The sequence below is a fragment of the Nocardia sp. NPDC051787 genome (assembly GCF_040681325.1).
Classification (GTDB): Bacteria; Actinomycetota; Actinomycetes; order Mycobacteriales; family Mycobacteriaceae; genus Nocardia.
This window is the reverse complement of the sequence record NZ_JBFAYO010000013.1, coordinates 61403-76576: the sequence shown is the minus strand read 5'-3', so window position 1 is coordinate 76576 and position 15174 is coordinate 61403. Positions and strand designations below refer to the sequence as shown.

Annotated in this window: 16 protein-coding genes; 9 read left to right on the top strand and 7 right to left on the bottom strand. The window is 68.7% G+C overall.

Annotated elements, in window-relative coordinates:
- Positions 1 to 247: 247 nt before the first annotated feature.
- Positions 248 to 1384 carry an epoxide hydrolase gene (locus AB0M45_RS16090; RefSeq protein ID WP_364328721.1) on the bottom strand — a complete coding sequence of 379 codons (1137 nt, stop codon included), beginning with the start codon at positions 1382 to 1384 and terminating at the stop codon, positions 248 to 250.
- A gap of 99 nt (positions 1385 to 1483) precedes the next feature.
- Between AB0M45_RS16090 and AB0M45_RS16085 the strand changes: the two genes are divergently transcribed.
- Both AB0M45_RS16085 and AB0M45_RS16080 read left to right on the top strand, forming a co-directional pair.
- A complete protein-coding gene (locus AB0M45_RS16085) occupies positions 1484 to 2458 on the top strand; it encodes a YafY family protein (protein WP_364328718.1) in 975 nt (324 codons plus the stop codon).
- A 370-nt stretch (positions 2459 to 2828) separates the two neighbouring features.
- Entirely contained in the window at positions 2829 to 3137 is a 309-nt protein-coding gene (locus AB0M45_RS16080) for an antibiotic biosynthesis monooxygenase family protein (protein ID WP_364328715.1), read from the top strand.
- Between the two features lie 81 nt (positions 3138 to 3218).
- Here AB0M45_RS16080 and AB0M45_RS16075 read toward each other — a convergent pair whose 3' ends face one another.
- A complete protein-coding gene (locus AB0M45_RS16075) occupies positions 3219 to 4313 on the bottom strand; it encodes a 4Fe-4S binding protein (protein WP_364329024.1) in 1095 nt (364 codons plus the stop codon).
- Between the two features lie 228 nt (positions 4314 to 4541).
- Positions 4542 to 5516 carry a WYL domain-containing protein gene (locus AB0M45_RS16070; RefSeq protein WP_364328712.1) on the bottom strand — a complete coding sequence of 325 codons (975 nt, stop codon included), beginning with the start codon at positions 5514 to 5516 and terminating at the stop codon, positions 4542 to 4544.
- 129 nt (positions 5517 to 5645) lie between these two features.
- On the opposite strand from AB0M45_RS16070, the gene AB0M45_RS16065 reads away from it, so the two are divergent.
- Positions 5646 to 6047: a RidA family protein gene (locus AB0M45_RS16065; protein WP_364328709.1), complete on the top strand. Its 402-nt coding sequence runs from the start codon at positions 5646 to 5648 to the stop codon at positions 6045 to 6047.
- 137 nt (positions 6048 to 6184) lie between these two features.
- Here AB0M45_RS16065 and AB0M45_RS16060 read toward each other — a convergent pair whose 3' ends face one another.
- Positions 6185 to 7096, bottom strand: coding sequence for a hypothetical protein (locus AB0M45_RS16060; protein ID WP_364328706.1), 912 nt, complete (start codon positions 7094 to 7096; stop codon positions 6185 to 6187).
- Positions 7097 to 7202: 106 nt separating this feature from the next.
- On the opposite strand from AB0M45_RS16060, the gene AB0M45_RS16055 reads away from it, so the two are divergent.
- Genes AB0M45_RS16055 through AB0M45_RS16040 form a run of 4 tightly spaced genes read left to right on the top strand, consistent with a single transcriptional unit; the run spans position 7203 to position 10527 of the window.
- Positions 7203 to 7928, top strand: coding sequence for an alpha/beta hydrolase (locus AB0M45_RS16055; protein ID WP_364328703.1), 726 nt, complete (start codon positions 7203 to 7205; stop codon positions 7926 to 7928).
- 40 nt (positions 7929 to 7968) lie between these two features.
- Complete coding sequence (locus tag AB0M45_RS16050) at positions 7969 to 8403, top strand: hypothetical protein (RefSeq protein ID WP_364328700.1); 435 nt, start codon at positions 7969 to 7971, stop codon at positions 8401 to 8403.
- Complete coding sequence (locus AB0M45_RS16045; protein WP_364328697.1) at positions 8396 to 9688, top strand: hypothetical protein; 1293 nt, start codon at positions 8396 to 8398, stop codon at positions 9686 to 9688. The genes AB0M45_RS16050 and AB0M45_RS16045 overlap by 8 nt, the downstream gene beginning before the upstream one ends.
- Positions 9670 to 10527 (top strand): ESX secretion-associated protein EspG, encoded by an 858-nt coding sequence (locus tag AB0M45_RS16040; protein WP_364328694.1) that lies wholly within the window; start codon positions 9670 to 9672, stop codon positions 10525 to 10527. Before AB0M45_RS16045 ends, AB0M45_RS16040 begins: the two co-directional genes overlap by 19 nt.
- A 47-nt stretch (positions 10528 to 10574) precedes the next feature.
- Here AB0M45_RS16040 and AB0M45_RS16035 read toward each other — a convergent pair whose 3' ends face one another.
- Positions 10575 to 10922, bottom strand: coding sequence for a DoxX family protein (locus tag AB0M45_RS16035; RefSeq protein WP_364328691.1), 348 nt, complete (start codon positions 10920 to 10922; stop codon positions 10575 to 10577).
- A 223-nt stretch (positions 10923 to 11145) separates the two neighbouring features.
- Here AB0M45_RS16035 and AB0M45_RS16030 point away from each other — a divergent pair, with 223 nt between their 5' ends.
- Positions 11146 to 11670, top strand: coding sequence for a gamma carbonic anhydrase family protein (locus AB0M45_RS16030; RefSeq protein WP_364328688.1), 525 nt, complete (start codon positions 11146 to 11148; stop codon positions 11668 to 11670).
- Positions 11671 to 11676: 6 nt separating this feature from the next.
- Here AB0M45_RS16030 and AB0M45_RS16025 read toward each other — a convergent pair whose 3' ends face one another.
- Together AB0M45_RS16025 and AB0M45_RS16020 are read right to left on the bottom strand one after the other, a co-directional pair.
- Positions 11677 to 12300: a phosphoribosyltransferase family protein gene (locus AB0M45_RS16025; RefSeq protein WP_364328685.1), complete on the bottom strand. Its 624-nt coding sequence runs from the start codon at positions 12298 to 12300 to the stop codon at positions 11677 to 11679.
- An 11-nt stretch (positions 12301 to 12311) separates the two neighbouring features.
- Entirely contained in the window at positions 12312 to 13166 is an 855-nt protein-coding gene (locus AB0M45_RS16020) for a carbon-nitrogen hydrolase family protein (protein ID WP_364328683.1), read from the bottom strand.
- Positions 13167 to 13228: 62 nt separating this feature from the next.
- Here AB0M45_RS16020 and AB0M45_RS16015 point away from each other — a divergent pair, with 62 nt between their 5' ends.
- Positions 13229 to 15016, top strand: a complete 1788-nt coding sequence (locus AB0M45_RS16015) for a DEAD/DEAH box helicase (RefSeq protein WP_364328680.1) — start codon at positions 13229 to 13231, stop codon at positions 15014 to 15016.
- Positions 15017 to 15174: the final 158 nt, after the last annotated feature.

The window sequence follows — 15174 nt, the reverse complement described above, 5'->3', positions numbered from 1 at the left end:
GCATCGGGTCACTCCGATTCAGACCTCAGACCGCATCCGATCAATCAGGCTCGCCGACCCGAATAAGTACCGGAAATATTTCGGACAATGAGTTACGGAACGCATGAATATTCAGGATAACCCGGGGAATGTCACCGAGATGCCGGAACCGGGGCTCTCTGCCCCGCACCGCAACTCCGAAGCCGCGAAACAGAACTTCGCAGTTGCGGTGGGGCGAAGCCCGCAGCCTTCGACGTCTCCTCCGCGCTCAGCGCAGCAGGGCGAAGAACGTTCGGATGTCCGCGGCGTGCTGGTCCGGGCATTCCATCGCCACGAAGTGGTTGCCGGTGTTGCCCTCCGGCCAGTGCACGATGGAGTTGTCCCGTTCGGCGAGCCGCCGCATGAGCGCGGAGCCGCCGCCGTAGGTACCGGTCGGCACCAGCTTCTGGCCTTTCGGCCAGGCGAAACCGCCGTCGCCGAGCCCGTTGTACATCGGCCAGGACGACGCGGCCGCGGTGTTGGTGAACCAGTACAGGCTGATGTTGGTCAGCAGGTGGTCACGGCTGATCACGTCCTCGACGCGGTCGGCGAGCGGGGCGAACTCGGTGAACTTCTGCATCAGCCAGGCGAGCAAACCGACCGGGGAGTCGGTCCAGGCATGTGCGAAGGTCTGCGGAGCGTCGTGCAGCAGCAGGTGATGGTTCACGCCGGTCATCCACGTCTGCATGAGGTCCCACTCGGCGCGTTCGTCAGGTGTCATGGTGGGCACGTCGGCCTCGCTCGGCATCCCGATGCCGCCGTCGAGGTGCACGCCGATCACCCGGTCCGGTGCGGCGATGGCGAGTTCGGGCGCGACGTAGGCGCCGAGATCGCCGCCCTGCGCGCCGAAGCGCCGGTAGCCGAGCCGGTCCAGCAACACCAGCCACATCTCGGCTACTTTTCCCGGTGTCATGCCCGGCTCGCGCGGTCCCGCGGAGAACGCGAAGCCCGGGACCGAAGGCACAACGACGTGGAAGGCCTGCGCCGGGTCGAGACCATGCGCGCGCGGATCGGCCAGCAGGCCGATGGTCTCGGTGAATTCGACGAACGAGTTCGGCCAGCCGTGGGTGAGGATCAGCGGCGTGGCGTCCGGCTCCGGCGAGCGAACGTGCAGGAAATGCACGTCGAGGCCGTCGATATTCGTGATGAACTGCGGGAACTCGTTGAGCGCCGCCTCCCGCGCGCGCCAGTCGAATCCGGTCCGCCAGTACTCGGCCAGCTCGCGCAGGTAGTCGACCGGCACGCCGCGATCCCACCCCGTCCCCGGCAGCTGGGCCGACCAGCGGGTGCGGGCGAGCCGGTCGTGCAGGTCATCCAGGTCGGCCTGCGGGATCGCGATGCGGAACGGGCGGATGTCGGTGGTCATCGATACGGCTCCTTGCCGGTCGGTCCTGCGTTACTACTACGACGACGGTAGGGAGTATCTAGGACCATTCAGGTCCTAGATTTTTGCCATCCTGAACCTATGAACGACACCCCTGCTCGATTGCTCCGCCTCCTGTCGCTGCTGCAGACTCCGCGCGAATGGCCGGGCAGCGAACTGGCCGAACGCCTCGGCGTCACCGACCGCACGGTGCGCCGCGATATCGACCGCCTGCGCGAACTGGGCTATCCGGTGACCGCGACACTGGGCGCGGCGGGCGGCTACCGACTGGTGGCGGGGGCGGCCATGCCGCCGCTGCTGGTCGAGGACGACGAGGCGGTCGCCATCGCAATCGGGTTGCGCGCCGCGGCCGGGTCCGCCGTGGCCGGTATCGAGGAAGCCTCGGTCCGGGCCCTGGCCAAACTGGAGCAGGTGCTGCCCGCGAAATTGCGGCGCAGGGTGCGAGTGCTGGGCACTGCCCTTATGCCGTCCATCGACCACGCCCCCGCGGTGGACCCCGAAGTACTCGCCACACTCGCCGTGACCGTGACCAACCGGGAGCGTGTGCGTTTCGCCTATCGCGACGAGGCGGGCACCGAGACCCGCCGCAATGCCGAGCCCATGGGCTTGGTGCCCGCCCGGCGGCGGTGGTACCTGCTCGGCTACGACCTCGACCGCGCCGACTGGCGGGTCTATCGCGTCGACCGGATCTCCCGTCCGCAGCCCACCGCCGCGCGCTTCACCCCGCGCGCCCTACCTGCCGACGACGCCGCCGCTTACGTCGTGGGGAGCCGAACCGACTGGGGCACACCGGCATTCCGTCTTCGCCTGACCATCGATGCCCCGGCCGACCGCGTCGCGGGACGGCTGGGCGATGGGCCGGGCGAGGTAGTCGCGATCGATGAGCGCTCCTGCCGCATCGATGCCGTCCGGGACGACTCGCCGGAATGGCTGGCACACCGGCTACTCGGGCTAGGAGCGGATTTCCGGGTACACGAGCCACCGGAATTGGCCGCGCAACTTCGCGCCATCGCACACCGCATCGAACGCGCGGTCACCACGAGCGAGGACCGGTGACAGCGGGACTGGATCGTGCCGACCACTGGCGCCCAGCCTCGGGTTCACCGGTCGCTGGAGGGTGAGACCACCCGCCTCAGCGGTTTCGGCGCACTGGACTACCCCTCGACGAGTCCGGCACCGTTCGTCTCCTGGTGGTGGACGACGGAGATCAAGTCGACAGTGTGTGTCCGTATCTGTGGGCAGTAGGTCCTCGCGGGATCACACCACGGTGCGGACACTGGTGTCTGTGGCGTCCGTACAGCTCTGCTGACCCAACGTCGTTGCGAGGGTCGTTCTGGCACAGTCCATTCGAATCGCAATGCGACAGGTGGCCGCGACTTCTGGACATCACATGAACGAATACGAACCGCAAGCAGACAGGACCCGGATGACCGACAGCGGAGTCACCTTCATCAACGTCTTCGAAATACCCGCCGACGAAATCGATGAATTCGTCGCAAACTGGCGCGAACGTGCGCGGATCATGCGCGAGGCCCCCGGTTTCCGTGACGTACGCCTGCACCGGGCGCGCCTGCCGGACACCCGATTCCAACTGGTCAACGTCGCGCACTGGGACAGTGCCGAAGCCTGCGAGGCCGCGGGAGCGAACCCGGCGGTCGTGGAATCGGTGGACACTGCCAGAAAAGTCGCCACCGCCAACCCGGCTCTCTACGAGGTCGTAGCCGAATACGTGTGATCTCGGCCTGATCGCTCGCCGAGGCGCGGCCGACATGCCCGCGCCGCCGTAGGGCAACCGACGACACCGAGTACCAGGCGATCAGTCCGATGCCTTAGGCGGGCGCGGCCGGGGGCCGATCTGATCGAGTAGTGCGTTGACCTCGTCCGGGAAGCCATTGGTGACCGGCTTCGGGGTCTTGTTCGGAAACCGCCGCGTGACGTGTTCCTCGGCGGCCGAACCCGGCAGCACGTAAACGGGTTCAGGTTTGTTCTGCAACGGACGCACGACCTCGTCGAGGTGTCCCTTCCGGTCATCGAGGAAGGCGCCGATCACGTCCTCGCCAGCCGGGCACACGGCCATGCAGTAACCGGCCTTGTAGCTGGGTTTGAACGACAGGCTCTGCCACATCGAAAACGACTCGCCCGTGGTGACGCGTTCGCGATACTCGCCGCGGTCGGCGCTGTCGGCGATGGTTTCGGCCCAATCGGTGAAGCCGCCCATGAACTCTCGATAGTTGTGCGTGTAGCACGCCTGAAAATCGAACCCACCGTCGTTCGTTATCGCACCGACCGGGCACGCGGACACGCACAGTTTGCACTCGAGACACGGGTTGAACTCCAGAGCCGTACTCGGCTCGTCTATAACGGCATCAGTGACAACTGTGCCGAGCAGGATGAAGTTGCCGAATTTCGGGTGAATGACGTTGCGGTGTATACCCATGACGCCCAAGCCCGCGGCCTGCGCTACCACCTTGTGGGCGATCACCCAGATGCGCCCTGGGAACTGAGCGACCTCCATCGGATATCCCGGTGCGGGGTAGACAGCGCGGTAGCCGGCATCTTGCAGCGCCCTGGTGATACGGCGCGACACTTCGTTGGTTTCGTCGTCGGCGTGGTTGAACTCGGTATTGGCGAGGCTGCGCAGCGGACTGCGCAGATTGTCGCGATTCATCCGCACGCAGAAGGCCACGAACGTGCGGGCCGTGGGCAGAATCGCACGCGCATGCTCGAATTCTTCCGCCACCCGCGGATCGTCGACGGGAACGAAGCCCACATCGTCCGCGCCTGCGGCGAGGCAGATCTCGCGCAAGCGGGAGGTGGTCAGTACCGGATCAGGCGTCGTCCGCGCTCGCTCGGTAATCTGTTTGACGGTGGGGTGGTCCGCCAGCCGCCGCCTCGTCGGTTCCTGGTCCATCGACATCGGTCCCTCCTGTCTCCGCGAGACCGCCACGGCCTCAATGAGTTAGACCCCGCGAGTCACCGAAACTCATCGCTGCGAACTAGGTGTTGCCGGGCGGGATGTTCGTGACACTCCGGAACACCAGGCAGCGCTGCGTGTTGCGTTGCGACATTCGGTGCGCTTGCGCCTACCGGGATGGAGCGGTTCGAATCGCGTCGGCGGCCTCGCAGAAGGCGACAACTCTCAGGATGACTCTCCGTAGCGGGTGGCAATCGCGGCGGCGCGGTTGCGCAGGGAAGTGCGCAACGACTGCGGGGCCAGGGCTTCCGCGTCCGTGGTGAGCTGCCACAGCGCCCATTCGGCGTGTCGTGAATCTTGGAAGGTCACCTCCAGCCGCAACCAGCCGTTTGCGTCGGGTTCCTCGGTGCGGACGGCCAGTGCGGTGCTCACCAGATCCTCCCGCCGCGCCGGGTGCACCCGTACCAGCACGGCGATTTGGTCGCCGCCGGTCCGAAACCGTGTGCTGCGTTGCTGCCAGGCCAGGTCCAGATCAACCCGGTCCGGCCGCTGTGCCGGTTCGGGAAGTTCCTCTGCCGCCAATACCCGCGACAGCCGGTAGGTGCGGTCCGCGCCAGATCTCGTGGCCAGAAGGTAGCCCCGCTCACGAACGATGACCAGGCCGATCGGGTCCACCGTGCGCCACTTCGGGCTCTGGTCGACAGCCGCGTAGTGGATGCGCAGCTTGTTTCCGGCGAATACCGCGCGCCGGACCTCGGCCAGTATGGTGCCGGGCACCTCCTCGGCGTCCAGCCGACGCGACAGCAGATCGGTCTCCGGGTCGATGAGCAATCGCTCGGCCACGTCCGCCGCGGTGTCCCGATAGCTTTCGGGCAGCGCGTCGACCACCTTGAGCATCGCCGAAGCAAGCGCCGAGCCGAGGCCGAATGCCCGCGCGCCGCGCCGCGATCCGGCGACCAGCAAGGCAAGCGCCTCGTCGTGGTTCAGCCCGGTGAGCTCGGTTCGAAACCCGGGCAACAACGCGAAACCGCCGCGCCGGCCGCGTTCGGCGTAGACCGGGACACCGGCCGCGGACAGCGCCTCGATGTCGCGCAACACGGTGCGAGTGGACACCTCCAGCTCGTCGGCCAACTCGGCCGCGGTCAGCCGACCGCGCTGGCGCAGCAGCAGCACCAGCGCCACCAACCGGTCTGCGCGCATACGAAAAACTCTATCGAATACACGACACAGGATGTCGTGATTCGCTGGGAGGCTTACCACCACGGCGTCACAGACGGCGGCTACCGGGCCGATGGGCGTGCGTACTTCAACGAATCGAATGGAGCTGATGTGGTAGCGGAACGAACGGCAGTCAACCCGGTGACGTGGTCGGTGGAGCTGGGATTCAACCAGGGCGAGCTCGTCTCCGGGCACACCCGGACCCTGTACTGCTCCGGGCAGACCGCGATGAGCGGCGACGGCAAGCCCCAGCATGCCGACGACATGGCGGCGCAGTTGGCGCTGAGCCTCGACAACGTGGAGGCCGTGCTCGCAGAGGCCGGCATGTCGTTGGCGAACCTCGTCCGGCTCAACGTCTACACCACCGACGTCGATCTGCTCTTCCAGCACTACGGCGTGCTGGCGTCGCGGTTGGGCGCTGCCCGGGTGACACCGGCTACCACGATGCTCGGGGTCACACGGCTGGCGATCCCCGGCCAGATGGTCGAGCTCGAGGGAACCGCCGTCGAGTGATGTCACCTCGCCACCTCCGGTAGGGCTGCCGGCGGTGTGCGCTCGAGGGACGTCGATCAGCCTGCGGCGATGCCGCTCTGCAAAGCCAATGGTGGCGGCGAGGCCGGGCACCCCCTTCGCGCGATCGGGCCGATCGGTCAGTGGGACAGGCGGATGCGCAGGATCGTGCCACCCTCGGTACTCGCGAGCAGTTCATCCGAGCGGCCGGGGATGGCGGCCACGGCGGTCAGCGGCTGGCCGTTGAGGACCGCGCACGCGGCGCCGGTGGTGGGATCGACGCGGACCAATTGGCCTGCGAGGGTCGTCACGTAGAGGACGCCCGCCTGGTCGACCAGGAGGTCGTCGGCGAAATCCGGCAGTCCCGGTAGCGGCGAGGACAGGTCGGCGACAGTGCCGCGGTCCGCGGGCGCGGCGAGCGGGATGCGGACGACCCGGCCCAGCGGGCCACCGTTGGCGGTCACGTACAGCACGCCGTCGTGCATGGCGGCGCCGTTGGCGGCGAGCCCGGCTACCGCCTCGCTCCAAGCAGTGTCGACAACTCCGTCCGGACGAACCATGACCACGCCGGAAAGGGTCGCGACATAGAGGTTTCCAGCCGGGTCGAACGCCGCGCCGTTCGGCATCGTGAAGCCGGAGACGAAGGTCTCCGGCTTCGGCGCGGCCGCGCTCGGGTCGAAGCGGATCACCCCGCCGGGGCGAACGACGCTGCTCGGCGCGTCACCGTAGACGACGTAGAGCAGTCCATCCGGGCCGAGCCGGACCGCGCCGGGAAATTCCACCGGGACGGTCACGGTCAGCCTGCCCGCGGCGTCGTAGCGCTGGACTTCGTTGCGGTACAGCCGGGAAACCCACAGATTGCCGTGCGCGTCGTACCCCAGGTTCTCCGACCAGTCGAGCACCGGCAGTCCGGCGGGCAGGGCGGTAGCCGCCACGGCGGGCGCACAGGAAGCGACCGACGGCGCCGCGGTGGCGACCGGCGCGAGCGCACCGCTGAGGGCTACCGCGGCGGCGGGCAAGAGCAAGGCGCCTCGACGGAAGAAAGTTCGCAACGGGCACCTCTGCTCGAAAAAGGGGCTGGTCGCCGCGCAGTGTAGCTGCCTTTCGCCGAAAATTGTGCGGTCCCATCCGCGACACGATCTTTGGCACTATCGGTGCATGCCATTCTTCGACGGCACCCGCGGCCGGATGCACTATCGGCGGTGGCCGATCGAAAACCCGAGGTACATCGTGGTTCTGCTGCCCGGAATGGGCCAGCACAGCGGTCACTATCACCGCTTCGCCCACACCCTGAAGCCGGCTGAGGCCGAAGTATGGGGGCTGGACACCTCCGGGCACGGATTGAGCGAAGGCGACCCACAGCATCCCGGGACCCTGGTCGAACTGGTGGACGACGCGACGCGGTTCGTCGAGCTGGTCCGGGCGACGCGGCCGGACCGGCCACTGATCCTGATGGGTCACTCGCTCGGTGCGGTCACCGCGCTGGCCATGCTCGGCGCCGCAATACCGGATTCCGGAGAGGTAGCGCCGGATTCGGCGGTCTTGGAACGGGACTATCCACTGCGGCCCGCCCTGCCGGAGCAGGCATTGGCAGGACTGGTGCTGTCCGGCGTCCCGAAGCGCGCACTGGGCGGTGGAGCGCCGAACGCACCGGGAACGCCGCTGCCCCACGAACTTCCGGTGCTCGCGGTGCACGGCGTGGATGACCGGCGCGCGCCGATCGATGCGATCAGGGTATGGACTAGCCGCCATGAATCGGTAGATTTGCGTGAGTACACCGACGCAGGACACGACCTGCTACACGAGCCGGTGCACGCGCGGGTCACTGCCGACATCGCGAACTGGATACAGGGTGTCGTCGTGGGGTTGGCACGACATCCGTAAACCGAACACGCTCTTCGGATGAGGAAGGGGGACGGTGTAGATGCCATCGCAGGAGAACGGGTTCGGCGGAGAGCCACCTGCCGAGGTCGCCGCGCCCGGTATCGACGTCGCCGCGCTGAACCGTGCGGTCGACGACGGCTCGCTGTGGATCGACGGCCTGCTGGTCGCCGACGGCGCACACGAACGGTGCGCACGGCAGTACGAGCAGCTCGCCGACCGGGTCGAGGCGCAGATTCGTATCCTGAGCGCGGCCACGTCACTGCCCGGTTTCGGCGGATTCGCCTCGGGTGACGCGCTGCGCGGCGGATTCGAGCGCAAGGCCGACGGCGCGATCGCCCGGCTCGCCGAATATGCCACCGCGGCAAGGGAACTCGCGCAGACCTTCCGCGCCGCCGCCACTGCGTACCAGAACGCCGACCAGGCGCTCGCCGTGGCGGTCGAGCGGATCGACGTGACGGGAGCGGCTCATGCGTAAAATGCCGCGCGCCGGGGAGCGGGCCACGCACCGGCGCACCGACCCCGCCTACTCCCCCAACGTCGAGGTCTTCGACAACCTCACCCATGCGGAGATCCACGCCAAGGTCCAGTTGCTGCACCCCGGCGTCCTCGCGGGCGGCCAGCAAGCGTGGGGCGACGCCGCGGCGGGCCTCGCCGACGCGATCTTCCAGGCGCACACCGAGATTCGCGCAGCCATCGCCGACGGCTGGCGCGGCACCGCCGCCGACAGCGCGGACGCGGTGGTGCGCGTGTTCGAGCAGAGCGGCCAAGACCTCGCCGACGTCTTCGCCGTGGTCGCGCAACGCCTCGGGCAGGCGAGCGACGCCGCGGAGGCGCTGCGGGCCGCGGTATCCGAACCCGCCGGCAGCACGCCGGATCTAGGTGCGGCGCTGCTGGATCCGGACCGGGCGACCAGCAATGTCGAGGGCCAGAAAACCAGCGAGCACGCACGTCAGGATGTCGTGCGCGCGATGAACGACATCTACGCGGGCGTGTTCATCCGGACCGGCACCGACGTGCCCGCGTTCCCCGACGAGCTGGACGACCAGGCACCTGCCCCGTCCGCTGCCGCACCGGCGGCCAAAATCACCGGAGTCGCCTCGATTTCACCGGATGCGCAGCCGATGTCGCTCGAGCACACCCCGCAAGGTCCGAGCCGGGCAACGGACCCGAGCCCGACCTCGGGCGAGGCGCCAACCACGCGAGTCCCCGCCGACGACAGCCCGACGACAACCGCGGGAGTCATGCCGACCAGCCCCCCGGTCGCGGGCGACGCACCGACGACCATGCCCCGGGTCGTACCCGCCGCCGAGACGCCGCTCTCGACGGTGCCGGCGGCATCCGGAATCCGCGCCGTTCCCACCGCGAGCGCACCCGCACCGACGACCGCCACCGCTTCGGCGATCGGCGAACCGGTCATCGTGCCCGGCGCGGGTAACCAGCTGCCGCCCGAGGACCAACGCAAGCGTGATGAGCGGCGCAAGGACAACGACAGCAGCGATGCGGTCACCGGCCTCGGCGCGGGCGCGGTGGGCGGGTTGATGGGCGGCGCGCTGGCCGCGGCCGACGCCCCGCGATCCGGGGCGAGCCCGGCCTCGAACGCGGCGAGCGCGCGAACCGTCCCCGTCGACGACGAAGACGACGAGTTCGATCTGGACGACCTCCCGACCTTCCTGGAGCCCTCCGACGACGGAGGTGAACTCATCGGGTCGATGGATCCGACCACGCCGCCCGTGCTGGGCGAATGGGCCGAGTACGAGTGAACTGGACGCTGACCCCGGACCAGTTCGCACTGGCTTGGTCGCGCACCGACGGCGATCGAATTCCCTATCCCCTCGCCGTGCGCCTGTCCGCACGCGACACTGGCGAGCGTGCCGCGCAACTACCCGCGCTCGAGCGGTGGTGCGATGCGGTGCTGGACGCGGATCTGGAAGCGGCGCTGCGCGTTCTCGCGCAGCCGGACCTGCGGATCGAGGTGTTCGGTCAGCGTGAATCGGCACCGGCGACCTCCGTTCCGCACCGGGATGGCGGACCGTTGACGCCGCCTCCGGCCCCACCGACGGACGGCGAGCAGGCACCCGGTACGGCTTCGCGGCCGGTCCGGATTCTCGGCGCCGTCACCGGCAACGTCGCGGTGGTCGCGGCGCAGCGCCCGGGGGCGACACCCGACCACGGCGGCGACGTGCGGTTGTTCGTCGGCAGCTCGAAGACTCTGTGCGCGCGGGTGGTTTCGATGCTGCCGGAGAACTCCCCCGGTACCCTCCCGCGCCTGACCGCTCCCTTGGCGCAGGTCGGCGAGGACAGCCGCAACCTGGTGACCGTCCCGGTCGCCGGTCCGTCCACGCCGGCCCGGATCCGCAAACTGTTGAAGCAACCGCGCGATGGCATCGGCCAGATCGTCGTCTCCGCGCGCCGCGGCACGGGCGAGCCGCGCCCGTTCGGCGTGCTGTGCTGGATCGACGTCGTCGCCGACGGCCGATACGCGGTGCGTACCGGCACCGACGTCGACATCGTCGCCGTGACCGCGGACCGTTTCGCCGCCCAGCTGCGCCCGCTGGTCAGCGCCGCCGCGCGCACGTCAACGGCCTACGCCCGGCGCTGAACGCCCAAAGTTCCGTCGGAAACTCTTCTGCTGACGCAGTGTCGAATTCAGCTGGCCACCTGCAGAGCCAGGGTGGCGATGGCCGGGGCCATGTACAGCAGCGGGAACGGAGTGGTCTTGTAGGAGCGAGCACGCAGGGTCGTCACAACGGCACCGGCGAAGTAGAGAATGAGACCGATGGCAGCGGCCACGCCCACGACCGGGATGAAGAAGCCGACCACAAGGCCTACCGCCCCGGCGGCTTTGGCCAGGCCGAGCCAGTTCCACCAGGACTTCGGTACGCCGTACTCCACCAAGGGCTCCACGACGAACTTCTGCCTGGTGAGCAGGGAGTAGGCCGAGAAGCCGATCCACAAGGCGGCCAGGACACCAACGATGTAATAAGCGGTGGTCATCGGAATCGCGTTCCCTTCACAGTTCGTTTTCACGGATCTGTCGAACCGACGATGTACCGGCCGCAGATGTGACATGCGATGGCAGCCATAGAACGTTCGTAGCGGAGCGCAGTGGCTTGTCGGCACCGACGGGCGACCGAGCCGACACCGCGCCCGTGGTGGGTCGGCACGGCCGATCGGGTCGTCGGCCCGACGAGATGCTCGGACCGTTTACGGTGTACGAGTGCCACTCTATGAATTCGAAGGCAAACGGCCCCAGGTCGATCCGTCGGCGTTCATCGCGCCGACCGCGACGCTGATCGGCGATGTGCGGGTCGAGGCGGGTGCCTCGATCTGGTACGGCGCGGTGCTGCGGGCGGACCTCGCGCCGATCGTCATCCGGGAACGCGCCAATATCCAGGACAACGCGGTCCTGCACGTACCGCCGGAGGTGCCGATGGAGATCGGTTCCGGCGCCACCATCGCGCACAGCGTGGTGTTCCACGGGGCCGCGGTCGGCGCCGAGGCCATCGTCGGCAACGGCACTACGGTGCTGGACCTGGCGAAGATCGGGGCGGGCAGCATGATCGCCGCGCACTCGCTGGTGCCGCCCGGCGCCGAGATCCCCGACGGTGTGCTCGCCGCGGGATCGCCCGCCGAGGTGAAGCGCCCGATCGAGGGCACCCAAGCCCAGATGTGGGTGCGGTTGAACCCGGGCTTCTACGCCGAGCTGGCGCAGCGCCATCGCAAGGGCATCACCGAGATCTGAGCGCGCTCAGCACAGCAGCGCGGTGACCTCCGCGTCCCCGAGCTGATGGAAGTCACGGTAGGCGCCACCGACACCGCCGAGCGAGCGCGGCACCCATGGACAGACCACCTCGTCGGCTTCGTCGGCCACCCGGCGCATCGCCTCCGTCGATGCGACCGGGACCGCGGCGACGACCCGAGCGGGCTGGTGCAGGCGTGCGACCCGGCAGGCGGCCGCGACGGTGGCGCCGGTCGCCATCCCGTCGTCGACGATCACCACCGTGCGCCCCTCCAGCGGAATCGGCTGGACGTCGCCGCGCAACACCCGCTTGCGCCGTTCCAGTTCGGCGCGCTCCCGAGCCTCGATCGAGGCCACCTGCTGCGGCGATACCCCGGTGTGCGCCAGTACGTCCGAGTTGAGTACCCGCACGCCGTCCTCACCGACGGCGCCCATGGCCAGCTCCGGCTGCCACGGCACACCCAGCTTGCGGACCAAGAGGACGTCGAGGTCACCGCCGATCACTTCGCGCACCGCGGCGGCCACCGGGACCCCGCCCCGCGGCAGACCGAGCACCAGCGGGTTCGACGCCCGCAGGTGTTCCAGATGCGCACCCAGCGCGCGACCGGCCGAGGTCCGATCGGTGTAGACCATCGATCCGAACGCTACTCCGGTCCGCGCTCGGTGATCGCGAATCGGCGCAAGGCGAGGCTCGGGTTGGTGGTACGCATCTTGCTCAGGTACGCGAGGTCGATGCCCGCGGTCAGCACACCCGGCTCGTCGCCGAGTTCCGCGAGCACGGTGCCGGTCGGATCCACGATCATCGAGGCACCCGCACCACGCGGCGCTGCCTGATCCGCGGCGGCCACGTACACGGTGTTCTCGATGGCGCGCGCACGCACCAGCGTGCTCCACTGGTCCACCTTTCCAGGCCCGGGAATCCACTGCGCGGGCAGCAGCAGCACCTGCGCGCCCGCGGCGGCGACCCGGCGCACGCCTTCCGGGAAGCGCAGATCGAAGCAGGTCTGCATGCCGAAGGTCACATCCGCGACGGTGAAGGTGGCCGGCGCCTCGATCGCGCCCGGCTCGACCACGTCGGATTCGAGGTACCCGAAGGCGTCGTAGAGGTGCACCTTCCGGTAACACGTGACGAGGGCGCCATCGGGCCCGAGCACGACGAGGGTGTTGCGGATCCGGTCGCCGCCGGGGGCGACCTGCTCCACCGTCCCGGCGACCAGAAACACCCCGGACTCGCGGGCGATATCGCCGAGGCCGGTCACGAAAGGGCCGGTCAGCGGCTCGGCGATGGCGACGACCCGCTCGTCGAGACGGGTCACGGCGAACATCGAGTATTCCGGCGCGACCACCACGCGTGCCCCACGCTCGCGGGCCGCGCGCACGTGGTCGCGCAGCGCGGTGAGGTTGGCCGAGGGGTCGGTCGAGGGGGCGAACTGGACGACCGCCACGTCCAGCTGATCCGGGGTCCGGTCCTGATGTGCGGGCGAGTCGTGCAGTTGCATAGGTCTCACCGTATTGGGGCGGTGGCCGGGACGGCCAGCACGACGCAGTAAACTGCTGGTCAATGAGTACCAATCAGGTCGACAGCGTTCCTGGCGACGACGACAGGGACATCGACGGCCCGTCCTTCGCCGATCTCGGTATCGATAGCCGCATCCTCGCGGCCATCGCCGACGTCGGTTACGAATCGCCTTCGCCGATCCAGGCCGCGACGATTCCCCCACTGCTCTCCGGCGCCGACGTCGTAGGTCTCGCGCAGACCGGCACCGGCAAGACCGCCGCCTTCGCCATCCCGATCCTGATGGGACTGGAGGCCACCGGCCGGAGTCCGCGCGCCCTCGTGCTGGCCCCGACCCGCGAGCTCGCGATCCAGGTCGCGGAGGCGTTCGGCCGCTATGCCGCGCACATCCCCGGCCTGAACGTGCTCCCCATCTACGGCGGCCAGAGCTACGGCGTCCAGCTGTCCGGCCTGCGCCGCGGCGCGCACGTCGTGGTCGGCACGCCGGGCCGGGTGATCGATCACCTGGAGAAAGGCACGCTCGACCTGTCGCAGCTGCAGTACCTGGTGCTGGACGAGGCCGACGAGATGCTCAAGATGGGCTTCCAGGAGGACGTCGAGCGCATCCTCGCCGACACACCCGCGGACAAGCAGGTGGCGCTGTTCTCCGCGACCATGCCCGCCGCGATCCGCAAGATCTCCAAGCAGTACCTGCACGATCCGGTCGAGATCACGGTCAAGGCGAAGACCTCGACGGCCACCAACATCACCCAGCGCTGGGTGCAGGTCTCCCATCAGCGCAAGCTGGACGCGCTCACCCGGGTGCTCGAGGTCGAGTCGTTCGAGGCGATGATCATCTTCGTCCGCACCAAGCAGGCCACCGAAGAGCTCGCGGAAAAACTGCGCGCCAGGGGCTTTTCCGCCGCCGCGATCAACGGCGACATCGCGCAGAACCAACGCGAGCGCACCATCGGCCAGCTCAAGTCCGGTGCGCTGGACATCCTGGTCGCCACCGACGTCGCCGCCCGCGGGCTGGACGTGGACCGCATCTCGCACGTGGTCAACTACGACATCCCGCACGACACCGAGTCCTACGTGCACCGGATCGGCCGCACCGGCCGGGCCGGTCGCAGCGGCGAGGCGCTGCTGTTCGTGGCGCCGCGCGAGCGGCACCTGCTCAAATCGATCGAGCGGGCCACCCGGCACCCGCTGACCGAAATGCAGCTGCCCAGTGTGGAAGACGTCAACGCCCAGCGCGTCACCAAGTTCGGCGACGCCATCACCGAGAATCTCGGCTCGTCGAATCTCGCGCTGTTCCGCAAACTGATCGAGGACTACGAGCGCGAGCACAACATCCCGCTGGCCGATATCGCGGCTGCGCTGGCGGTCGGCTCGTACGACGGGGACAACTTCTTCATGGAGCCCGAACCGGAGCCGGTCGAGCGCCCGCAGCGCGATCGTCCCCTGCGCGAGCGGCCCACCCGGCGGTTCGACGAGGACCGGGGCGGCTCGCACCATCGGGTCAGCGGAACCGAGCTGGCGACCTACCGGATCAGCGTCGGCAAGCGGCATCGTGTGGTGCCCGGCGCGATCGTCGGCGCGATCGCCAACGAAGGCGGCCTGCGCCGCAGCGATTTCGGGCATATCAGTATCCGTCCCGATCACAGCCTGGTGGAGCTGCCCGCGCAGCTGCCAGCGGAGACGCTGGAGGCATTGCGGCGCACCAGGATCAGTGGTGTGCTGATCCAGTTGCAGCTGGACTCGGGGCCGCCGCAGCATCGCTCGTTCACCCGCGGCCAGCGCCGGGAGCGTGAGGGCGCCAAGCGACCGGAGCGCCGTAAGCCACGCTCCTGAACCAGGGAGGGTCGGCCGAGGTAGACGCATAGAAGACGCAGCAGGACGGAGTCCGTCCACAGCCCGCGCCGGGCCGAGCGAAGGCGAGGCAGCCGCCTAGCTACAGTGTTGCCGTCCGTGCGTAACGAAGCGCACACGGCAGCGGGTGTCCCGCGAAG